Here is a 20607-nt window from a genome sequence, read left to right on the forward strand (position 1 = left end):
CCGGCGCTCAGCCTTCGGGCAGCGCCACGATCCCGGCCTTGCCGTCTTCCGTGCCGAAGGCGATGCGAGAGCCGATGCGGTCCCAGCCGAGCGCTGTGACCGGGCCGCCCTCGCCCGGACTGCGGCCGAGGATCTCCGCCCCGTCGGACAGGCGGGCGAGCAGGATGCAACCGTCCTCGTAGCCGAGCGCCACCACCGGCGCCTTCGGATGCGCCGCGACGCGGGAGACGCGCGCGGGGCGGATGCCGAGCTCCTTCGGGGCCTTGCCCATGGGCCCGTCCTTCGACTGGAACGGCCAGATGATGGCGGCGTCGGCGCCGGCGGAGGCTAGCCACTTGCCGTCCGACGTCCAGTCCACCGAGCGCACCTTGCCGGGGTAGCCGGTCATCCGCATGTGCGCGCCATCGGACAGCCGCCAGCCGTGCAGCGCGTTCTCCTGCATGGTCGTCACAACGAACTTGCCGTCGGGCGCGAAGCTCACGTCGATGTGGCTGCCCTTCCAGGTCAGCTCCTTCGGCGCGCCTTCGGTGCGCGGAAACCAAAGCGAGACGCCGTTGTAGCGCGAGACCGCGAGCTGGTAGCCCTTCGGCGCGAAGGCCAGGCCCCGGGCGGCCGAGGGCGACTCGAAGGTGCGGACGTCGCCCTTGCCGTCGCGGGCGAACACCTTTTTGCCGGCCGACCAGGCGACCGCGCCGTCCGGGCCGATCGCGACCGCGTCGATCCAGCCCTTGGCCTCGCCCACCGGCTCCGGCGTGTCGCCGGCCGCGAACTTCAGTACCTTGCCGTCGTCGCCGCCGGTGACGAGCAGGTTCGGCGCGACCGCCGTCGACACCACGCCGCCGTCATGCGCCGGCACGCGCAGTTCGCCGTCGTCGCCCACGAACAGCACCGCCCCGTCGCCGAGCGCGAAGGCCGCGGCGCCGCCCAGGAAGGTCGCGGCGACGACATAGGCCCCGGCCTCGATCGGCGTCAGCCGATCGGTCAGCGAGGGGTAGCCGGCGTCGGTGGGCATGGACATGAGGCGCGCGTGTCCGTTCGGGATCGAAGGGTAAGGAGCGTGAGGCATACAGGCGCGCGGGCCGGCTTCGCAAGCCGGCCCCTCTCGACCGCTCCATGGATCGTGGTAAAAGGCTCGACCCCTTGGGCGGCCGCGCTGCCCCGACACTCCGGAGTTCGCCCGTGCCCGACGCTTCCGCCGGTTCGCTCGACGTCAAGCGCGTGGTCACGCTCGCCGGCGCCACGGTGCTGATCGCGACGCAGACCATCGCCGCCTCCGTCGCCGGCGGCTGGGCGATCGCCGGGTTCTTCGGCCTCGGCGAGATCGGGGCCTACGCGCTCGAAGCGGCCGGCCTCGCGATCGGCGTCTGGATCGTGGTCAAATTCGTCCGCGCCGCGCTGAAGCAGGAGCCGCTGCGCACGCCGCGCTGACGGACGGCTTCCTCCCCTCTCTTCGGTTTCAGAACAGGACGCGGGCATCCCTCCTCAAGCGGAGCTTGGGGAGGGTGGCCTCGGCCGACAGGCCGAGGTCGGGTGGGATCTTGGGCGTAGAGCGCGGCTCGGCTTAGCGAGCCTCATCCTAGGCCCACCCCACCCGGCCGGGCTCGCCCGTCCACCCTCCCCTCTGGCGAGGGAGGGACGCCCGCGCTTTTTCGTCGCCGGCTTGTCGGACGGCATGGGCGGGGCTCGGCACGATCCAACTTGCATCGCGAGAACGTTACTATATAACATTCCGCATAGGACGCTCCCGCGCCTGACCGAGTTCGCCATGACGTCCACACACGCCCACGAGCATCACGCCCACGATCACGGGGCGCATGGCCACGGCTCACACAAGCATGGCCATGCCCCCCGCGCGCAGACCCCCGCCGCCTCGCTGCTGCGAACATCCGCGCTCGGCCGGCTCGGCGGCGTCGCCGCGGCGTTGATCCTGCTGTGGGGCGCCGTCGCATGGGCTTTGGCATGAGCGCGCTCCGGCTCGAGGACGTGACGCTCGGCTACGACCGTCACCCCGCCGTGCACCACCTCGACGGCGCCGTCGCGCCCGGCGCGCTGCTTGCGGTTGTGGGGCCGAACGGCGCGGGCAAATCCACCCTGCTCAAGGGCCTCGTCGGCGCGATCGAGCCGCTCGGCGGGCGCATCGACCGCGGCGCGCTCGGTCCCCGCGACATCGCCTACCTGCCCCAGGCCGCCGAGCTCGACCGCAGCTTCCCGATCGACGTGTTCGACCTCGTCGCCACCGGCCTCTGGCGCCGCACCGGCCTGTTCGGCGGCGTCGGCCGCGCGGACCGGGCGCGGGTCGCGGAATCGATCGCCGGCGTCGGCCTCACCGGGTTCGAGCGCCGCGCCATCGGCACGCTCTCCGGCGGCCAGCTGCAGCGGGCGCTGTTCGCCAGGCTGCTGCTGCAGGACGCCTCCGTCATCCTGCTCGACGAGCCCTTCGCCGCCATCGACGCCAAGACGGTCGAGGACCTGCTGGCGCTGGTCGCGCGCTGGCATTCCGAGCGCCGCACGGTGATCGCGGTGCTGCACGACATGGACATGGTCCGCCGCGCCTTCCCCGAGACGCTGCTGCTCGCCCGTCGCGCGGTGGCCTGGGGGCCGACCGCGGAGGCGCTCCGTCCTGAGCGCCTGCTCGAGGCCCGCGCCATGACCGAGGCGTTCGACGACGCCGCGCCGTTCTGCGCCGCGAACGCGGCCTGACGCCATGACCCTCTACGACGCCCTCGTCGGTCCTTTCGCCGAGTTCGCCTTCATGCGGCGGGCGCTGGTGGGCTCGCTCGCGCTGTCGCTGGGCGCGGCGCCGATCGGCGTGTTTCTGATGCTGCGGCGCATGAGCCTGACCGGGGACGCCATGGCGCACGCCATTCTTCCCGGAGCCGCGGTCGGCTTCCTCGTGGCCGGGCTGTCGCTGCCGGCGATGACGCTCGGCGGCCTCGTCGCAGGCGTCTCGGTCGCGCTGCTCACCGGCCTCGTCGCCCGCACCACCGTGCTGAAGGAGGACGCGGCGCTCGCCTCGTTCTACCTGCTGTCGCTCGCGCTCGGCGTCACGCTGGTCTCGCTCAAGGGCTCCAACGTCGACCTGCTGCACGTGCTGTTCGGTTCGGTGCTCGCGCTCGACGACCAGGCCATGCTGCTGCTCGCCGGCGTCGCCAGCGTCACGTTGGTGGCGCTCGCGCTGATCTACCGGCCGCTGGTGCTGGAATGCGTCGACCCCGGCTTCCTGCGCTCGGTGAGCCGCGCGGGCGGCCCGGTGCACTTCATCTTCCTCAGCCTTGTGGTGCTGAACCTCGTGGCTGGGTTCCAGGCGCTCGGCACGCTGCTCGCGGTCGGCGTCATGATGCTCCCGGCGGCGGCCGCGCGCTTCTGGTCGAACGCGCTGACGCCGATGTTCGCGGTCGCGATCCTGGTCGCGAGCCTCGCAAGCGTCGCCGGCCTCCTCGTCTCCTACCACCTCGACCTGCCGACCGGGCCCGCGATCATCCTGTCGGCCGGCGTCCTCTACCTCGTCTCCGTCGCCGTCGGCTGGTCCGGCGGCGTGCTCTGGCGGCTCGCGCCGCCGCGCCACCACAGGGCGGCCTGACCGCCCGAACGTCACCTTCCGGAGGTTTTCATGATGCGGATGCGCTCTCTCCTCGCCGCCGCGGTCACGGCCGCGTTCGTCGTCTCGCCCGCCGCCGCCGAGCCGGTCAAGGCGCTCGCGACCTTCTCGATCCTCGGCGACCTCGTACGTCAGGTCGGCGGCGACCGCGTGGCGGTCGAGACGCTCGTCGGCCCCGACGGCGACGCCCACGTGTTCTCCCCCGCCCCCGCCGACGCCAAGAAGGCCGCCGCGGCGACCGTGATCTTCGAGAACGGCCTCGGCCTCGAAGGCTGGATCGGCCGGCTCGCGAAATCCTCCGGCGCCAAGGGAACGGTGGTGATTGCCTCCAAGGGCGTCCCGGCCCAGAAGATGGAGGACGAGGACGACGGCCATGCCAAAGGCCACGACCATGGGCGCGGCCACGAGGTGACCGACCCGCACGCCTGGCAGTCGGTGCCCAACGCCAAGCTCTATGTGGCGAACATCCGCGACGCGCTGATCGCGGCCGACCCCGAGGGCAAGACGGCCTACGAGGCGAACGCGACGGCCTACCTCGCGACCCTCGACGCGCTTGACGCCGAGATCCGCGCAGGCCTCGCCAAGATTCCGGCGGAGCGCCGCAAGATCATCACCTCGCACGACGCCTTCGGGTATTACGCCAAGGCCTACGGCGTGGAGATCATCTCGCCGCAGGGCGTCTCGCCCGAGGCGGAGGCCTCCGCCAAGGACGTCGCCAAGATCGTCCGTCAGATCAAGGCGGAGGAGATCCCGGCGGTGTTCGTCGAGAACATCACCGACAGGCGGCTGGTGGAGCGCATCACCAAGGAGACCGGCGCGGCGGTGGGCGGCACGCTCTACTCCGACGCGCTGTCGGGCCCGAACGGCCCTGCGGGAACCTACGTCGACATGATGCGCTCGAACCTCCGCGAGCTGACCGCGGCGCTGTCGAGCTGAGCCGGGGATCGCGCCGCCGTCGTCCTCCGGCTTGACCGGAGGACCCATCTTCGACGCCGAGTTCGACGTCCGACATGGATGGTCCGGTCAAGCCGGACCATGACGGGACGCCGCCGTCCCGACACGTCCGTTCCGCAAATTGTCCAGCCGGACGTTCAACCCGAAAACCTTAACCCCTTGCGACCATCCTCACGCCCATGACGTCGCCCGGCGCCCAGACCCTCGACGACCTGCTGCTTCCCGCGGCGCCGGACCTTCGTCTGGCCTATGCGGACTGGCTGCGGCACCTCGCGACCGAGCGGCGGCTGTCGGCGAACACAGTCGAGGCCTATGGCCGCGACGTCCGCATCTTTCTCGCCTTCCTGCAGGCCCATCTCGGCGCGCCGGCCTCGCTGGACGACCTCACCGCGCTGACGCCCCGCGACCTGCGCGCCTTCCTCGCCGCCCGGCGGGCGGAGGGGCTGGTCAGCCGCTCGCTGATGCGTGCGCTGGCCTCGAGCCGCTCGCTCGCGCGCTTCCTCGCCCGCACCGGCCGCGGCGAGGCGTCGGCCTTCGCGGCGGTGCGCTCGCCGAAGATCCCGCGCAGCCTGCCGAAGCCGGTCTCGCCGGCCGCGGCCCGCGCGCTCGCCGACGCCGACACCCGCGCGGGCGAGGAGCGCGAGGGCTGGGTGCTGGCCCGCGACGCGGCGGTGATCGCGCTGCTCTACGGCTGTGGCTTGCGCATCTCGGAGGCGCTGTCGCTCACGCGGGCGCAGGCGCCGGTCGACGGCGTCGACCGCATCGAGGTCACCGGCAAGGGCGGCAAGACGCGCCAGCTGCCCGTCATCGCCGCAGTGCAGGCCTCCATCGCGGCCTATCTCAAGGACTGCCCCTGGACGTTCACGGCTTCCAGTCCGTTGTTCGTGGGCGCGAAGGGCGGTCCGCTGAACCCGCGCATCGTGCAGGCGGCGGTGGCGCGCATGCGCGGCGGGCTGGGCCTGCCCGACAGCGCGACGCCGCACGCGCTCCGCCATTCCTTCGCGACCCATCTGCTTTCGCGCGGCGGCGACCTGAGGACGATCCAGGAGCTGCTCGGCCACGCCAGCCTCTCGACCACGCAGATCTACACGGAGGTCGACGCCGCCCGGCTCGTCGCGGTGCACCAGCAGTTTCACCCCCGGGCCCGCACGCGGGCGTGACGGCACGTTCGCGCCCGTGACGCCGGGGCCCGGCGTCGCTATATCAGGCGCGACCCATCCATCCCGAAGCGGCCCGTCTCCTGGCCGCGCCTGCCCCCGGAGGCTCCATGTCGCTCGCGGCCGCATCCGACAAGACGCCCGTCACCGTGCTCACCGGCTATCTCGGCGCCGGCAAGACCACCCTGCTCAACCGTATCCTCTCCGAGCCCCACGGCAAGAGATACGCGGTCATTGTCAACGAGTTCGGCGAGATCGGCATCGACAACGACCTCGTGGTCGGCGCCGACGAGGAAGTGTTCGAAATGAACAACGGGTGCATCTGCTGCACCGTGCGCGGCGACCTGATCCGCATCCTCGAAGGCCTGATGAAGCGCAAGGGCAAGTTCGACGCGATCATCGTCGAGACCACCGGCCTCGCCGACCCGGCGCCCGTCGCGCAGACCTTCTTCATCGACGAGGAGGTGGGCCGGAAGGCCCGGCTCGACGCTGTCGTCACCGTCGCCGACGCAAAGTGGCTGACGGACCGGCTGAAGGACGCGCCGGAGGCCAAGAACCAGATCGCCTTCGCCGACGTGATCCTGCTCAACAAGACCGACCTCGTCACCAAGGACGAGCTGGAGGAGGTCGAGGCCCGCATCCGCGGCATCAACCCCTACGCCCGCGTCATCCGCACGGTGAAGAGCGCCGTCGCGCTGGACGAGGTGCTGGACAAGGGCGCGTTCGACCTAGACCGCATCCTGGCGCTGGAGCCTGCCTTCCTGGAGGCCGACGACGACCACGACCACAGCCATCACGACCACGCCCATGGCCACGGTCACGACCATCACGCGCATGGGCCGGACTGCGGCTGCGGCCACGATCACGGGCATGACCACGCCCATGAAGACCATGGCCATGCGCACAAGGATCATGGCCACGGCGAGCATTCGCACGGCGGCTTGAAGCACTACCACGACGAGACCATGCAGTCGGTCGCGCTGGAGATCCCCGGCGAGGTCGACCCCAACAAGTTCATGCCCTGGGTCAACGCGCTGGCGCAGTCCGACGGGCAGAACTTCCTGCGCTGGAAAGGCATTCTCGCGTTCAAGGGCGAGGATCGCCGCTTCGTGTTCCAGGGCGTGCACATGATCCTCGACGGCGACCTGCAGCGTGAGTGGAAGGCCGACGAGACCCGCCGCTCGAAGCTGGTGTTCATCGGCAAGGAGCTCGACGAGGCCAAGCTGCGCGCAGGCTTCGAGGCCTGCGCGGCCTGAGCTCATCGCCCTGTCTCACGCGTCATGCCCGGCCAGCGGGCATGACGCAGCTTCGGCCAAGCGCGTGCTTCGAGACGCCTCGGCTCCGCCGAGGCTCCTCAGCATGAGGCGGTTGAACAGACTGGGGCCGCCTTAGCTTGCCGACGCTCGAAGGCTCCTCATGCTGAGGAGCGCCGAAGGCGCGTCTCGAAGCACGCACTCTCCACGACGCGCATTCCGACCTCCCACCACGTCAGGCTCGAGCCCATGTCCGACATCGTCGTCTCCACGCGGGGGGCCGTGGCCGCCCCCTGCCGCGAGGCCGCGGAGACCGGCCGGCTGATCCTCGGCGAAGGCGGCGACGCCTTCGAGGCGGCCGTCGCGATGGCCGCGACGCTCGCCGTCGTCGCGCCGCAGCTGAGTTCGCTCGCGGCCGACGCCGTCTGGACCTTTCGCGAGCCGCACGGCGCGGTCGGCGTGATCGAGGCCCGCGGCCTCGCCGGGCGACGCGCGACCCCGGCCTTCTTCCACGCCCGCGGCCATGGCGCCGTCCCGGCCCGCGGGCCGCTCTCGGCCTTCGTCGCGCCGGGATCGGTCGAAGGCTGGCGCGCGGCGCTGGAGCTTTCGAGCCGCCGCCTGCCGCGCCAAGTCCTGTTCGCCGACGCGCTGCGTTACGCCCGCGAGGGCTTTCCCGTTTCGCCCGGGCTCGCCCACGCGCTGGCCGACGCGCTCCCGACTCTCCCCGAGGACGAGGGATTCCAGGCCGCGTTCCTCATCGACAAGGCCGCGCCCGCCGCGGGCGCCACGCTGCGCCCGCCGCGGCTGGCCGACGCGCTCGACCATCTCGTGCGCTCCGGTCTCCGCGACCTCTACGACGGCGACCTCTCTCGCGAGCTGGCGGCCGACCTCGAGCGCCTCGGCGTCCCGCTCGCGCGCGAGGACCTCAGGCGCGTCGAAGCCCGGCCGCGGGCGGCGCTCGTCGCGCGGATCAAAAGCGGCGCAGTGTTCGACGCCGAGCTCTCGACGCCCGCCCTGGTCGCTCTGCTGGAGCGGCTGAAGCTCCACCGCGACGACGACGCCGTCTTCGTCCACGCCGCGGCGGAGGCCGCGAAGCGCGTCGAGGCGCTGCGCCGCGAGGCCGAGGCCGACGACCGCCCCCGCGACGCCGCCTCCGCCCGCCTGGAGCCGGAAGCGCTCGACGCGGCGGCTGGCGCGCTCGACCGCGCCCGCGCGACGCCGCTCATGCTCCCGGCCCTTGCCCTCGGCGGCGCGGGCTGGATCGGCGTGATCGACGCCGCGGGCCGCGCGGTCAGCGTCACGCACAGCCTGCTGTCGCCCTTCGGCGCCGGCGTGGTCTCGGCGTCGACCGGCGTGCTGCTCGCAAACCGCGGCGCGGCCTTCGCGCTCGAAGGCGACGAGCCGCTCCGCCCCGGCGCCGCCGCCTGCGATCCGCTCTCTGCCCCGCTGATGGCCATGCTGGACGGGCGCGTCGCGGTCTTCGGCGCCGGCGACCGGCCGCCGCTGGCGGCTACGGCGCTCGCGCTTCGCCGCCTCGGCTTCGAGCGGGATTTCGCGACCGCCCTCGCCGCCCCGCGGATCGCGCTTCGCCGCGGACCGGACGGCGACGCGCTGCTGGCGCTGGAGGAGGGCTTCGACGGCGAAGTCGCGGATCGGCTCGATCGGATGGGACATCGCGTCGCTGTGGAGAGATCAGGCTTCGCGGTGCCGGCGGCCCTCATTCGCGAGGCTTCCGGCCGCATCGAGGCCGGCGCCGACCCCCGTGGCGAAGGGGCGGCGCTCGGGGTCTGACGCCAGGGGCGCAGGTTCCCATCGCGGCTCGGCCGGCCTATCTAGCCGCAACCTTCGGCCGCCGGCCGAGCTTTCGAGACGCCCAAAGCCGCCCGATGGAAACCGTCCTCACCAACGCCCGCCTCGTGCTCGACGACGCGATCGTCACCGGCACGCTGGCGCACCGGGACGGCGTCATCCGCGACGTCTCCGAGGGCCGCTCCTCCGCTCCGGGCGCGATCGACCTCGAAGGCGACCTGCTGGCGCCCGGCCTGATCGAGATCCACACCGACAACCTCGAGAAGCACTTCGTACCGCGGCCCGGCGTGGTGTGGCCGAACCCGCTCGCGGCGGCGCTGGTGCACGACGCGCAGATGGCGGCGTCCGGCGTCACCACGGTCTACGACGCGTTGTGCGCCGGCGGCTACGACGCCAAGAACGACTACCGCCGCGCGATCTTCCCCGACATGGTGGCGGCGATCGAACAGGGCGTGCGCGAAAAGGCGTTCCGGATCGAGCACCGCATCCACCTGCGCTGCGAGCTGACCGACCCGGCGCTGATCGGCGACCTCAACGACCAGCTGGGGTCTGACCTCGTGCGCCTCGGCTCGTTGATGGACCACACGCCCGGCCAGCGGCAGTGGCGGGACATCGCGACCCTGAAGCGTTTCATGACCAGCAATGGCCTGTCCGAGACCGCGGCCGACGAGATGCTCGCCCGGCGCATGGCGGCAGGAGCGGAGAACGCCGCCCGCAACCGTCCCCAGGTGGTGGCGCTGTTCAAGGCGCGCGGCGCGCCGCTCGCGAGCCACGACGACACAACCGAAGCGCACGTGGCCGAGGCCGCGGCCGACGGCTGCGCGATCTCCGAGTTCCCGACCACGCTCAAGGCCGCGCAGGCGGCAAAGGCTGCTGGTCTCGCCACGGTCGCCGGCGCGCCGAACGTGGTGCGCGGCGGGTCGCACTCCGGCGGGGTCTCGGCCATCGAATTGGCCGAGCACGGCCTGCTCGACGCACTGTCGTCGGACTACGTGCCGTCCAGCCTGCTGCAGGCGGTGGAACGCCTTACGGCCGACGCCAGCCCGATCACGCTCGCGCAAGCCTTCGGCTTCGTGACCTCCCGTCCCGCCGCCATGCTCGGTCTCGCCGACCGCGGGCGGCTCGCTCCGGGCCTGCGGGCCGACCTCGTCCGTCTGCGCTTCGCAGGCCGCACGCCGGTCGTCCGTGAGGTCGTCGTCGCAGGAGAGAGGGTGACATGAGCGACCCCCGCTATGCGATCTACTACGCGCCGCCGCCGGAAAGCGCGCTCTGGACCTTCGGCTGCCGTGTGCTCGGCTATGACGCCGCAACAGCGGCGCCCGTCACGGCGCTTCGGCCGCTCGACGTAAAGCCCAAGCGTTGGGCGGAGATGACGGCGTCCCCGCGGCGCTACGGCTTCCATGGCACGCTGAAGGCGCCGTTTCGGCTGTCTGCGTCGGCGAGCGAGGACGATCTCATCGCCGCCGGCCGCGCCTTCGCCCGGACGCAGGCGCCGTTTCCGCTGCCGCCGCTGAAGGTGGCCGCCCTTGGGTCGTTCGTCGCGCTCGTCCCGGAACGCGAGGCCCCCGAGCTCGCGCGCCTGTCCGACGGCTGCGTCGAGGCCTTCGATGGCTTCCGCGCCGCCGCCAACGCCGCCGAGCGCGCGCGGCGGCTGGAGGCGCCCCTGACCGAGCGCCAGACAGGCGCGCTCGAGCGCTGGGGCTACCCCTATGTGTTCGAGGATTTCCGATTCCACATGACGCTAACGGGCGCCCTGGCCGACGAGGACGTCGCGCCCACCGTCGAGGCGCTCGCCCGGCTCTACGCGGACCACGTCGGCGCCGCGGCGACCGAGGTCAACGCGGTCACCCTGTTCGTCGAGGAAAACCCGGCCGAAGGTTTTCGGATCGTGGACCGGTTCGTGTTCCAGGGATGAGCGTCCGCGCCGGCGCGCACTCTGAACAGGGGCTTGCAGCCGCCGCGTTTCGGCCGCACTCCGGGGCGATGACGCGCATGCGCCGCACGTGATCCCCGCAGGAGCGAACCGACCGCCGATGACGACGCTTCGCCTCGCCCTGTGCGGCCTCCTCGCCGCGATCGCCGCCCTCGTTCCCTTTGTCGCCGAAGCGCATCCTCATGTGTGGGTGACGGCTCGCAGCGAGATCGTCTTCGGCGCGGACGGGCGAATGGTCTCCGTGCGCCACGCCTGGACCTTCGACGAGATGTTCTCGTCGTTCGCGACCCAGGGGCTCGACGCCAACGGAGACGGCAAGTTCAGCCGCGAGGAGCTGCAGCCGCTGGCTGAGGTCAACGTCACCTCGCTCAAGGAGTTCGGCTTCTTCACCTTCAGCCGCGAGGGCGACAAGAAGGTCGGCTTCGCCGAACCCGTCGACTACTGGTTGGAGCAGACGCCGAAGGGTCTCCTGATCCTGCACTTCACCCTGCCGGTGAAGGACAACGCGCCGCCGAAGGGCGCGCCGCTGAAGGTCGAGGTCTACGACCCCACCTATTTCGTCGCCTTCGAGTTCGCCAAGGACCATCCGGCGACGCTCGTCGAGGCGCCGGCGGGCTGCGCGCTCGACGTCGCCCGTCCGAAGGAGCCCGACGCGGCGACCTCCAAGAAGCTGTCCGAGAGCTTCTTCACCGGGCTTTCGCCCGGCGCGAACTTCGGCGCACAGTTCTCCAACACGATCTCGGTCTCCTGCGCGTCGTGAGGCGGCTCGTGCTCGTCGCAGGCGCAGCGCTCGCGCTGGTCGCGCTGGCAAACGCGGCGGACGCGTTCGCCCAAGCAGCCGGCCCCTTCGGCGTCGGCCGGCCGGACGGTCCCGGCGGCGCGCCCGCAGTGGGCGGCCTGTTGGGCTGGATCGCCGAGGAGCAATCGAGCTTCTACCGGTCGTTGTCGGCCGCGATCCGCGCCGCCAAGACCGACAATACCGCGCTGTTTTCCCTCGCCGCCCTCTCCTTCGCCTACGGCGTGTTCCACGCCGCGGGGCCGGGCCACGGCAAGGCGGTGATCTCCTCCTACCTGATCGCGACCGGCGAAGGCTTCCGCCGGGGCGTCGCGCTCTCGACGCTCGCCGCGCTGGCGCAGGCCGTGACGGCCATCGCAGCCGTGGGCCTGATCGCGGTGGTCCTCGGCGCCACCAGCATGGCGATGGGCGTCGCGACCTGGTGGCTGGAGGCGGCGAGCTACGCCGTGATCCTGGCGCTCGGCGTCGCGCTGATCTGGCGCAAGGGGCGCGGCTTGCTTCGCACGCTCAACGGCCGATCCGCCCATGTCCACGGCCCGGACTGCGCGCACGAGCACGGCGTCGATCCAAGACTCGTCGAGGGTCGGGTGGACTGGCGCCGCGCCGGCGCGGCGGTGCTCGCGATCGGCCTCCGTCCCTGCACCGGCGCGCTGGTGGTGCTGGTGTTCGCGCTCGCGCAGGGGATTCTTTGGGCGGGCGTCGCCGCGACCTTCGCCATGGCCGCGGGAACCGCCGTCACCGTCGCGGCGATCGCCGCTCTCGCGGTGGGGGCGAAGGGCCTCGCGCTTCGCCTCGCCGCCGCCCGGCCCGGCGCCGGCGCCGTGGCGCTGGCGGGCCTCGAGACCCTGGCCGCGCTGGTGGTGTTCGCCTTCGGGGCGATCATGCTCGCGGGGCTGCTGCTCACCGGCGTCGGCGCGCCGGCCTGAACCGTTCAGGCCGGAACGCTGGACCGCTCGACCGCGCGGGCGGCCGGAACGCCGACCTCTTCGGCGAAGAACCGCCGCCCCATCGTGGTGACGTCGAGCGTGCGCTCGTCCTTCCGGCGGGCGAGGACGCCGCCGTCGACCAGCGCCTCGAGCAGCGCGGCGCCGAGCGCCCCCGCGAGGTGGTCCCGCCGCTCGCTCCAGTCGAGGCAGCAGCGGGCGAAGGCGCGCGGGGAGCAGCGCGCGCGGGCGGCGGCGACCCCTCGCGCGCGGAACCAGCGCTCGCCGGCGAGCGTCGGTTCGAAGCCGTCGTGCCCGCGCCGCAGCAGATCGCGCGCGAGCAGCGCCGCGACGAGCTCCACCGCCAGCCGGCCGGCCAGATGATCGTAGCAGGTCCGCGCCTCGCGGAAGGCGGCCTCGGCGGGCGTGCGGGGCCGCGTCGCGGGGCGCGCGACTCCGGCGAAGGTCATCAGCCGCTCGATCAGTTCGGCGACCTCGGCGCCGGCCAGACGCACGTAGCGACGCCGCCCCTGCGCCGCGACCGACACGAGGCCCGCCGCGGTCATCTTGGCCACATGCCCGCTCGCGGTCGGGGCCGAGACCCCCGCGAGGCTTGCGAGCTCCTTCGCCGTGCGGGCGCGGCCGTCCATCAGCACGCCCAGCATGCGGGCGCGGGTCGGGTCGCCGATCAGGGCGGCGGCTTCGGCGATGAAAGGATCTGCGGGCGCGGTCATGGAGGGAGGTTACGCCCGCGCAGGCGGGCCCGCGAGCGCGAAGGCTTCGGCCCGCGTCGACGCGTTTTGACTTGCGGGGCGCCGGGCGCGGCGGGCAGGTTCGGGCCTTGCCCGCGTGAGGAGCCGCCCATGATCGCCGTCATCTTCGAGGTCACCCCCGCCGAGGGCCGCACGGACGACTACTTCGCCATGGCGGGCGCCCTGAAGGCCGATGTCGAAACCATCGACGGCTTCATCTCGGTGGAGCGCTTCGCGAGCGTGACGACGCCGGGCAAGTACCTGTCGCTGTCGATCTGGCGCGACGAGGAGGCGGTCGCGGCCTGGCGCGCGCTCACGCGCCATCGCGCGGCGCAGCTCGCCGGCCGCGAGGAGGTGTTCGCCGGCTATCGCTTGCGGGTCGCGTCTGTCATCCGCGACTACGGCATGGACGAGCGCGCGGAGGCGCCCGCGGACTCGCTCGCGCTCCACGGCTGACGCGGCGTTTTCAGTCTCCGAACGGCAGCCCCTCGAACACGTCGCGGGCGTCAAGCCGACACCCGATCTCGGGCAGGTCCAGCGTCGCCTCCAGCGTTTCGTGGTGGTGCGGCGTCCAGCCGGAAGCGTCGCGCACGTGCAGCGTCATCTGCGGCTTCTCGGTGTCGACCAGCAGGATGTAGCGCAGCGACGGCACGGACTTGTACTCGTCGAGCTTGCGCACCCGGTCGAAGTTCATGGTGCTGGGCGAGAGCACCTCGACGACGAGCCGGGGCTCGGAGGCAACCGTTTCCTTCAGGTCGGTTCCCCCGCACTCGACGACGACGTCCGGTCGACGCACGTTGCCGGCGGGGATCTTCAGCGCCAGGTCATCTGTCGTCGGTTGGCAGGGCTTGCGGCGCAGTTGATTCGCGAACTCCCGCAGGATGTTCACGACAACGCGATCGTGTCCACGCGTCGCGCCGGTCATCGCCTTGAGCGGCAGGACAGGCAGGCCGTCGACCAGCTCGTAGTTCCGATCCTGAGACTGCTGCCACTCCAGGAACTCGTCCTGGGTCATGCGGGTGAGCTTCAGTTCCGCCATCGACGACGCCTCCGCGCTGCCATCGAGGGGAGCATAGCACGACCGGTTTCTTCCGCCTCGTCTTCGAAGCCTTCTGCCTTCGTCGAGAGGCGCGTTTGCCGCGGGGCGCGTGGTCGCTATCTAGCGCGGGATGACGACCTCCCGCCCGGAGCGGCGCTTGCCCGACATGACAGACGCCGCAGCAGCGGCCGCCCCCGTCGCGGGGGGCGCCGAACCCTCGCCCGATGGGCCGCCGCCCGGCGGACGGGGCGGCTTCGCGCGGTTCCGCCGCTCGCTGCACGCGCTCTACCACGGCGACAGCCGCGCCGCGCTCCGGTTCCAGGGCGTCGTCGTCCTGATCGACCTCGCGATCATCGCCTTCTTCCTGGCGACGCCGGCGCTCAGCGACCAGCAGGTCTACCTCTGGCTCGACGTGCTGATCGCGATCGTCGTGGGCCTCGACCTGACCGCCCGGGCGCTCGCGGCGGCGGATCTGAAGCGCTGGATGCGCCGGCCGGACGTCTGGATCGACGTCTTCATCTTCGTCACCCTGCTCGCGCCCGCCTGGTTCGCGAACCTCGGGTACCTCCGGGCGCTGCGAATCTGGACGCTCTCGCGCAGCCCCACGATCTGGCGGGGCCTGCGTCGCCATGGCCTCGCGCATTGGGAGGACGCCACCCGCGCGGTGGTCAACCTCGCCACCTTCCTGATGGTGGTGACCGGATTCGTCTACACCGGCTTCGCCGGCCGCGCCGAAGGGATCACGTCCTACGTCGACGCGCTCTACTTCACGGTGGCGACCGTCACCACCACGGGCTTCGGCGACATCACCCTGCCGGGAGGCTGGGGGCGGATGACCTCGGTCGTCGTCATGATCGTGGGCATCTCGCTGTTCGTGCGGCTGGCGCAGGCGATCTTCCGGCCCCGGAAGGTCTCGTTCTCCTGTCCGCAATGCGCCTTGACCCGTCACGAACCCGACGCGGTGCACTGCAAGGCCTGCGGCCATCCGCTGAAGATTCCGGACGGCGACGACGACTGAGCGCGATCCGCAGCGCTCTCCGCGCCGTAACGGCGGAGAGGGTCGGCTGTATTTCCGCGCGTCGGCGACTATGTTCCGGCCAGCCAATCGAGGAGTTCCACCCGTCTGATGAACGCCCCCTTCAGCCAGGGCGACATGCGCGCCGTGCGCCTGCCCGCCGACCATCCGCCGGTGAAGGTCGGCCGCATTGGCGTGCTGCTCGTGAACCTCGGCACGCCGGACGGCACCGACTACTGGTCGATGCGGCGCTACCTCAAGGAGTTCCTGTCCGACCGCCGCGTGATCGAGACGCCGCGGATTATCTGGTGGCCGCTGCTGAACGGGATCATCCTCACGACCCGGCCCGGCCGGAAGGGCAAGGACTACGCATCGATCTGGAACAAGGAGCGCGACGAGAGCCCGCTCCGCACCATCACCCGCTCGCAGGCGGAGAAGCTCGCGGCGAGCCTCGCCTCGGCGTCGCCGAAGCTCGTGGTGGACTGGGCCATGCGGTACGGCAACCCGTCGATCCCATCGCGGATCGAGGCGCTGCAGAAGGAAGGCTGCGATCGCATCCTCCTCGTGCCTCTCTACCCGCAGTACGCCGCGGCGACCTCCGCCACCGTCTGCGACAAGGCCTTCGACGCGCTGAAGGCGATGCGGTGGCAGCCGGTGCTTCGGGTCGCGCCGCCGTGGGCCGACGACCCGATCTACATCGAGGCGGTCACCGGCCAGCTGCGGAAGGAAGTGGCGAAACTGTCGTTCGAGCCGGAGGTCATCCTCGCTTCGTTCCACGGCGTTCCCCAGTCCTATCTGGCGAAGGGCGACCCCTATCACTGCCAGTGCCAGAAGACTGCGCGGCTGATGCGCGAGGCCCTGGGGCTCGACGAGACTCGCTTCCGGATCACCTTCCAGTCCCGCTTTGGCCCCGAGGAATGGCTGCAGCCTTACACCGACAAGACGGTGGAGGCGCTCGCCAAGGAGGGCGTGCGCAACCTGGCGGTCTGCATGCCGGGCTTCACCGCCGACTGCCTCGAGACGCTGGAGGAGATCGCAGGCGAGAACGCGGAGATCTTCCACCACAACGGCGGCCAGAACTTCGCGGCTATTCCCTGCCTCAACGACGGCGAGGAGGGCATGCGCGTGATCGAGCACGTGGTGCGCCGCGAACTGATGGGCTGGATCTGAGGAAAACGCCGTGGCGCCGCCGCGGGCGTCGCCATAATACCGTCTCCCGAAGGACTCAATCGCGCCTTTCTCGCCCGCGTACTCGTTATGGACTCTTGGGGCCGACTCGCCACGAAGGGTATGGTGACGCTGATTCGTGAGGGCGCGCGCGGGGCGTATGGCGCGCCTTTCGCGGCGAACGCCGCACCGACGGGGGCTTCACCAGATGCACGACCGGCCGCGCCGCGCCGTCGCTCCTATTGTCGTCGCCGCGACGGCGCTCTTCGCCCAGCCGGCCGCGGCCGCGCCCTTTGGAGCGCCTGAAACCGCCGCGCTCTCGCTCTTTCTCGGCGCGCTGTTCGTGGCGGCCCTCACCTCCATCCTGTTCCTGCGCACGCGCCAGCGCCTTGCCGAGGCCCAGAACTCGGCGGCCGCCGAGATCGCCGAGCTGCGCTCGCGGCTCGACCGGTCCGAAGCGCTGGTCGCCACCGAGCCGCAGGTGATGATCATCTGGCGGGCGGGCGCCGAGGCGCCGGAGCTGGTCGGCGATCCGGCGCGCCTGACCGGCATGCCGGCCGGCCGCCGCCTGCTCGCCTTCGGGACCTGGCTCGAACCCGACGCCGCCCGCGCCCTCGACGCCCGGCTGGACACGCTCCGCCAACGCGGCGAGCCGTTCCGCCTCATGCTGCGCACGCCCGAGGGCGGCCATCTGGAGACCGAAGGCCGCCCCGTCGGCGCGGCCGTCGTGCTGCGTCTGCGCGACGTCACAGGCGAGCGCCTCGCCCGCGCCGAGATCGAAGACCGCAACGCTGAGCTCTCCGGCGCCCTCGCGCGCGCCACCGCTTTGCTGGAATCCCTGACGCAGCCGGTCTGGATCCGCGACGTCGACGGCCGGCTGACCTACGCCAACGAGGCCTATGCCCGAGCGGTCGAGGCCAGGACCGGCGCGGCCGCGGTCGAGCAGGGCGCCGAGTTCCTGGACCAGCCGCTGCGCGCCGCCGCCGCCCGCGCCAACCACGCCGGCCAGGTGTTCCGCCGCCGCGCGCCGGCGGTGTTCGCCGGCGCCCGGCGCATCTTCGACGTGGTCGAGGCGCCCTCGCCCTCGGGTTCGGCCGCGATCGCGGTCGACGTCTCCGAGCTCGAGGACGTCCGCGCCGACCTGTCGCGCCAGATGGAGGCCCACCGCCGGACGCTCGACGAGCTCGCGACTGCGGTAGCGATCTTCCGCAAGGACGGCGCGCTCGCCTTCCACAACCAGTCCTACCGCCAGCTCTGGACGCTCGATCCCGCCTTCCTCGACGCCGGCCCGAGCGACGCGACGATCCTCGACCGGCTGCGCGCGGAGCGCCGGCTGCCCGAGGAGGCCGACTTCCGCAAGTGGAAGGCCGAGCTGCACGAGGCCTACCGCGCGATGGAGCCGCGCGAGCACTGGTGGCACCTACCCGACGGCCGCACGCTGCGCGTGGTCGCGGCGCCGAACCCCGAAGGCGGCGTCACCTATCTCTTCGACGACGTCACCGAGAAGATCGCCCTGGAGAGCCGGTTCAACGCGCTGTCCAAGGTGCAGCGCGAGACGCTCGACCATCTGCAGGAGGCGGTCGCGGTGTTCGCCTCCGACGGCCGGCTCACGCTGCACAACCCGGCCTTCGCCAGCCTGTGGCGGCTGTCCGAGGCGGATCTCGCCAACCGCCCGCACGCCGACGAGATCCTCAAGGCCTGCAGCGCGCGCCACGCCGACGTCGAGCTCTGGCGCCAGCTCAAGATGGCGATGACCGCCATGCCGGACGAGCGCCAGCCGGTGATCGCCCGCATCGACCGCGACCGCGCCGGCATCGTCGACGTCATCACCCTGCCGCTGCCGGACGGCGGCACGCTCGCCACCTTCACCGACGTGACCGCCAGCGTGAACGTCGAGCGGGCGCTGCGCGAGCGCGCCGAAGCGCTCGAGGCCGCCGACCGGCTCAAGAACGACTTCGTCAACCACGTGTCCTACGAGCTGCGCTCGCCGCTCACCAACATCATCGGTTTCGGCCAGCTGCTGGGCGACGCCCGGCTGGGCGCGCTCTCGCCCAAGCAGCGCGAATACGTCGAGCACATCCTGTCGTCCTCGGCCGCCCTGCTCGCGATCATCAACGACATCCTCGACCTCACCACCATCGACGCCGGCGCCATGGAGCTGGAGCTCGGCCCGGTCGAGGTGCGCGAGAGCATCGACGCCGCGGTCGAAGGCGTGCGTGACCGGCTTGTGGAAGCCGGGCTCCGGCTCGAAATCGACGTCGCCCCCTCGGTCGGGTCGTTCGTCGCCGACGGCAAGCGCGTGCGCCAGGTGCTGTTCAACCTGCTTGCAAACGCCATAGGGTTCTCGCAGCCCGGCCTGCCGATCCGGCTGTCCGCGCGCCGCGAGGAGGACGCCGTGGTGTTCCAGGTCTCCGATCGAGGTTCCGGGATTCCGCCGGAGATGCTCGAGAAGGTCTTCGACCGCTTCGAAAGCCGCACCGCCGGCGCCCGCCACCGCGGGGTCGGCCTGGGCTTGTCGATCGTCCGCTCCTTCGTCGAGCTGCACGGCGGCCGCGTGGCGATCGACAGCGGGCTCGGCCGCGGCACCACCGTCACCTGCCGCTTCCCCGCAGACTCGTTCGCGGCCGCCGCGGAATGAAGGGCCCCGCCAGCATGATCGGCGCGGCGCGCAAGGCGGCGCCGGGCGTCGAGACCTGGGAGCTCGCGCTCGCCGACGAAACCGCGACCGCGGCGCTCGCCTCCGACGTCGCCCGCATCCTCCGCCCCGGCGACCTGATGACGCTGTCGGGCGACCTCGGCGCCGGCAAAACCACCTTCGCCCGCGCCCTGGTGCGCGCCCGCGCGGGCGACCCCGAGCTCGAGGCCCCGAGCCCGACCTTCACCCTGCTCCAGATCTACGACCTGCCGCGCGGCGCGATCGTGCACGCCGACCTCTACCGTCTCACCGGTCCCGAAGAGCTGGAGGAGCTGGGCTGGGAGGAGGCCGGCGAGGACGCGATCGTGCTGGTGGAATGGCCGGACCGCATCGGCGCCGACCTGCCGCCGGACCGGCTGGACCTCACGCTCGACCTCGGCGCGAGCCCGGAATCCCGCAAGGCGCGGCTGTCGGGCTACGGCGCCTTCGGCAACCGGCTGGCGCGCCTGCGCGACGGCCGACGCTTCCTCGACGCCGCCGGATGGGGCGACGCCGCGCGCGCCCATGTGCAGGGCGACGCCTCGAGCCGGCTCTACGAGCGCCTGACGCTCGGCGACCGCACCGCCATCCTGATGGACGCCCCGCCGCGCGCCCACGGCCCGGCGATCTACGACGGCAAGAGCTACCTCACGCTCGCCCGCCTCGCGGTCGGCGTGAAGCCCTTCGTCGCGGTGGCCGACGCCTTGCGCGCCTTCGGCTACGGCGCGCCCGAGATCTACGCCCAGGACCTCGCCAACGGCTTCCTGCTGGTGGAGGACCTCGGCTATGAGCCGGTGGCCGCCGGACAGCCGATCGCGAGCCGCTACGAGGCCGCGGTGGAGCTTCTGGCCGACCTCCACGGCCGTTCTACCCCGACGGAGCTGCCGGTCGGCCGCGAGCTTTACAGCGTGCCGCCCTACGATCTGCCTGCGATGCTGGTCGAGGTCGACCTGCTGCTCGACTGGTACATGCCGCATGTGGCGGGCGCCGCTCCCGCGCCCGAGGCCCGGGCGGAGTTCCGCGCGCTGTGGGCGGCGGCGCTCGAGCCGATCCTGGACGAGACCCCCACCTGGACGCTGCGGGACTACCACTCGCCGAACCTCACCTGGCGGGACGACCGCGAGGGGCTGCAGCGCCTCGGCGTGCTTGACTTCCAGGACATGGTGTTCGGCCCGCCGGCCTACGACGTGGTCTCGCTGCTGCAGGACGCCCGCGTCGACATGCAGGACGGGCTCGAGCTCGCGCTCGCGGCCCGCTATCTGGAGCGGCGACGGCGCGCAGACCCCGGCTTCGACCCCCGCGCCTTCGCGCGCGCCTACGCCACAATGGGCGCGCAGCGGGCGACCAAGATCCTCGGCATCTTCGTCCGGCTCGCCAAGCGCGACGGCAAGCCCGGTTACCTCGGCAACATCCCGCGGGTGCGCCGGTCGCTCGCCGCCAACCTCGCCCATCCCGACCTCGCCGATCTCGCCGCCTGGTGCGCGGCCAATCTCGACCTGACGGAGACATCCGACCGTTGAGCGCCGCGATCACCGAC

General features: G+C 71.9%; 20 protein-coding genes. 17 read left to right on the plus strand and 3 right to left on the minus strand.

Annotation, left to right across the window (positions count from 1 at the left end; genetic code table 11):
- Positions 1-7: 7 nt before the first annotated feature.
- A complete protein-coding gene (locus tag K244_RS0112850; RefSeq protein WP_020186680.1) occupies positions 8-1018 on the minus strand; it encodes a hypothetical protein in 1011 nt (336 codons plus the stop codon).
- Between the two features lie 161 nt (positions 1019-1179).
- Between K244_RS0112850 and K244_RS0112855 the strand changes: the two genes are divergently transcribed.
- The 12 genes from K244_RS0112855 to K244_RS0112905 all read left to right on the plus strand — a co-directional run bounded on the left by K244_RS0112855 (position 1180) and on the right by K244_RS0112905 (position 12426).
- Entirely contained in the window at positions 1180-1428 is a 249-nt protein-coding gene (locus K244_RS0112855) for a hypothetical protein (protein ID WP_020186681.1), read from the plus strand.
- A gap of 337 nt (positions 1429-1765) precedes the next feature.
- Positions 1766-1963 (plus strand): hypothetical protein, encoded by a 198-nt coding sequence (locus K244_RS23640; protein ID WP_155931730.1) that lies wholly within the window; start codon positions 1766-1768, stop codon positions 1961-1963.
- Entirely contained in the window at positions 1960-2700 is a 741-nt protein-coding gene (locus K244_RS0112860; RefSeq protein WP_024816487.1) for an ABC transporter ATP-binding protein, read from the plus strand. The genes K244_RS23640 and K244_RS0112860 overlap by 4 nt, the downstream gene beginning before the upstream one ends.
- A gap of 4 nt (positions 2701-2704) precedes the next feature.
- Positions 2705-3580 (plus strand): metal ABC transporter permease, encoded by an 876-nt coding sequence (locus tag K244_RS0112865; protein ID WP_020186683.1) that lies wholly within the window; start codon positions 2705-2707, stop codon positions 3578-3580.
- Between the two features lie 30 nt (positions 3581-3610).
- Positions 3611-4534, plus strand: a complete 924-nt coding sequence (locus K244_RS0112870) for a zinc ABC transporter substrate-binding protein (protein ID WP_020186684.1) — start codon at positions 3611-3613, stop codon at positions 4532-4534.
- Between the two features lie 197 nt (positions 4535-4731).
- Positions 4732-5712 carry a tyrosine recombinase XerC gene (locus K244_RS0112875; protein WP_020186685.1) on the plus strand — a complete coding sequence of 327 codons (981 nt, stop codon included), beginning with the start codon at positions 4732-4734 and terminating at the stop codon, positions 5710-5712.
- Positions 5713-5819: 107 nt separating this feature from the next.
- On the plus strand, positions 5820-6965 hold the full coding sequence (locus K244_RS0112880; RefSeq protein ID WP_020186686.1) for a GTP-binding protein: 1146 nt from the start codon (positions 5820-5822) through the stop codon (positions 6963-6965).
- A 246-nt stretch (positions 6966-7211) separates the two neighbouring features.
- Positions 7212-8753, plus strand: coding sequence for a gamma-glutamyltransferase (locus K244_RS0112885; protein ID WP_020186687.1), 1542 nt, complete (start codon positions 7212-7214; stop codon positions 8751-8753).
- A gap of 95 nt (positions 8754-8848) precedes the next feature.
- Positions 8849-9991 (plus strand): alpha-D-ribose 1-methylphosphonate 5-triphosphate diphosphatase, encoded by a 1143-nt coding sequence (locus tag K244_RS0112890; RefSeq protein ID WP_020186688.1) that lies wholly within the window; start codon positions 8849-8851, stop codon positions 9989-9991.
- Positions 9988-10686, plus strand: a complete 699-nt coding sequence (locus K244_RS0112895; RefSeq protein WP_020186689.1) for a DUF1045 domain-containing protein — start codon at positions 9988-9990, stop codon at positions 10684-10686. The genes K244_RS0112890 and K244_RS0112895 overlap by 4 nt, the downstream gene beginning before the upstream one ends.
- Before the next feature lie 118 nt (positions 10687-10804).
- Complete coding sequence (locus K244_RS0112900; protein WP_020186690.1) at positions 10805-11464, plus strand: DUF1007 family protein; 660 nt, start codon at positions 10805-10807, stop codon at positions 11462-11464.
- Between the two features lie 8 nt (positions 11465-11472).
- On the plus strand, positions 11473-12426 hold the full coding sequence (locus K244_RS0112905; protein WP_020186691.1) for a nickel/cobalt transporter: 954 nt from the start codon (positions 11473-11475) through the stop codon (positions 12424-12426).
- A 5-nt stretch (positions 12427-12431) separates the two neighbouring features.
- Here the strand turns inward: K244_RS0112905 and K244_RS0112910 are convergent, their stop codons facing one another.
- Positions 12432-13157 carry a winged helix-turn-helix domain-containing protein gene (locus tag K244_RS0112910; protein ID WP_020186692.1) on the minus strand — a complete coding sequence of 242 codons (726 nt, stop codon included), beginning with the start codon at positions 13155-13157 and terminating at the stop codon, positions 12432-12434.
- 129 nt (positions 13158-13286) lie between these two features.
- Between K244_RS0112910 and K244_RS0112915 the strand changes: the two genes are divergently transcribed.
- The gene (locus K244_RS0112915; RefSeq protein WP_020186693.1) at positions 13287-13631 is read left to right on the plus strand and encodes an antibiotic biosynthesis monooxygenase; all 345 of its coding nucleotides are present in this window, start codon (positions 13287-13289) and stop codon (positions 13629-13631) included.
- 10 nt (positions 13632-13641) lie between these two features.
- Here K244_RS0112915 and K244_RS0112920 read toward each other — a convergent pair whose 3' ends face one another.
- Positions 13642-14214, minus strand: a complete 573-nt coding sequence (locus K244_RS0112920) for a Uma2 family endonuclease (protein WP_020186694.1) — start codon at positions 14212-14214, stop codon at positions 13642-13644.
- 157 nt (positions 14215-14371) lie between these two features.
- On the opposite strand from K244_RS0112920, the gene K244_RS0112925 reads away from it, so the two are divergent.
- The 4 genes from K244_RS0112925 (at position 14372) to tsaE (ending at position 20590) form a co-directional block, all read left to right on the plus strand.
- On the plus strand, positions 14372-15232 hold the full coding sequence (locus K244_RS0112925) for a potassium channel family protein (RefSeq protein ID WP_245259766.1): 861 nt from the start codon (positions 14372-14374) through the stop codon (positions 15230-15232).
- A 108-nt stretch (positions 15233-15340) separates the two neighbouring features.
- Entirely contained in the window at positions 15341-16399 is a 1059-nt protein-coding gene (gene hemH, locus K244_RS0112930; RefSeq protein WP_020186696.1) for a ferrochelatase, read from the plus strand.
- A 205-nt stretch (positions 16400-16604) separates the two neighbouring features.
- Positions 16605-19034 carry a PAS-domain containing protein gene (locus tag K244_RS0112935; RefSeq protein ID WP_020186697.1) on the plus strand — a complete coding sequence of 810 codons (2430 nt, stop codon included), beginning with the start codon at positions 16605-16607 and terminating at the stop codon, positions 19032-19034.
- Complete coding sequence (tsaE, locus tag K244_RS0112940; RefSeq protein ID WP_155931732.1) at positions 19031-20590, plus strand: tRNA (adenosine(37)-N6)-threonylcarbamoyltransferase complex ATPase subunit type 1 TsaE; 1560 nt, start codon at positions 19031-19033, stop codon at positions 20588-20590. Before K244_RS0112935 ends, tsaE begins: the two co-directional genes overlap by 4 nt.
- The last annotated feature ends 17 nt before the right edge of the window (positions 20591-20607 follow it).

It is taken from the genome of Methylopila sp. 73B (genome assembly GCF_000526315.1).
Taxonomy (GTDB): Bacteria; Pseudomonadota; Alphaproteobacteria; order Rhizobiales; family Methylopilaceae; genus Methylopila.

What these genes read in the sequence shown, in the direction of transcription:
- K244_RS0112870 (WP_020186684.1), top strand. Translation starts at nt 3,611, where the DNA reads ATGATGCGGATGCGCTCTCTCCTCGCCGCCGCGGTCACGGCCGCGTTC.
- K244_RS0112865 (WP_020186683.1), top strand. Translation starts at nt 2,705, where the DNA reads ATGACCCTCTACGACGCCCTCGTCGGTCCTTTCGCCGAGTTCGCCTTC.
- K244_RS0112885 (WP_020186687.1), top strand. Translation starts at nt 7,212, where the DNA reads ATGTCCGACATCGTCGTCTCCACGCGGGGGGCCGTGGCCGCCCCCTGC.
- K244_RS0112875 (WP_020186685.1), top strand. Translation starts at nt 4,732, where the DNA reads ATGACGTCGCCCGGCGCCCAGACCCTCGACGACCTGCTGCTTCCCGCG.
- K244_RS0112920 (WP_020186694.1), bottom strand. Translation starts at nt 14,214, where the DNA reads ATGGCGGAACTGAAGCTCACCCGCATGACCCAGGACGAGTTCCTGGAG.
- hemH (WP_020186696.1), top strand. Translation starts at nt 15,341, where the DNA reads ATGAACGCCCCCTTCAGCCAGGGCGACATGCGCGCCGTGCGCCTGCCC.
- tsaE (WP_155931732.1), top strand. Translation starts at nt 19,031, where the DNA reads ATGAAGGGCCCCGCCAGCATGATCGGCGCGGCGCGCAAGGCGGCGCCG.
- K244_RS0112880 (WP_020186686.1), top strand. Translation starts at nt 5,820, where the DNA reads ATGTCGCTCGCGGCCGCATCCGACAAGACGCCCGTCACCGTGCTCACC.
- K244_RS0112890 (WP_020186688.1), top strand. Translation starts at nt 8,849, where the DNA reads ATGGAAACCGTCCTCACCAACGCCCGCCTCGTGCTCGACGACGCGATC.
- K244_RS0112910 (WP_020186692.1), bottom strand. Translation starts at nt 13,157, where the DNA reads ATGACCGCGCCCGCAGATCCTTTCATCGCCGAAGCCGCCGCCCTGATC.
- K244_RS23640 (WP_155931730.1), top strand. Translation starts at nt 1,766, where the DNA reads ATGACGTCCACACACGCCCACGAGCATCACGCCCACGATCACGGGGCG.
- K244_RS0112915 (WP_020186693.1), top strand. Translation starts at nt 13,287, where the DNA reads ATGATCGCCGTCATCTTCGAGGTCACCCCCGCCGAGGGCCGCACGGAC.
- K244_RS0112895 (WP_020186689.1), top strand. Translation starts at nt 9,988, where the DNA reads ATGAGCGACCCCCGCTATGCGATCTACTACGCGCCGCCGCCGGAAAGC.
- K244_RS0112850 (WP_020186680.1), bottom strand. Translation starts at nt 1,018, where the DNA reads ATGTCCATGCCCACCGACGCCGGCTACCCCTCGCTGACCGATCGGCTG.
- K244_RS0112860 (WP_024816487.1), top strand. Translation starts at nt 1,960, where the DNA reads ATGAGCGCGCTCCGGCTCGAGGACGTGACGCTCGGCTACGACCGTCAC.
- K244_RS0112935 (WP_020186697.1), top strand. Translation starts at nt 16,605, where the DNA reads ATGCACGACCGGCCGCGCCGCGCCGTCGCTCCTATTGTCGTCGCCGCG.
- K244_RS0112900 (WP_020186690.1), top strand. Translation starts at nt 10,805, where the DNA reads ATGACGACGCTTCGCCTCGCCCTGTGCGGCCTCCTCGCCGCGATCGCC.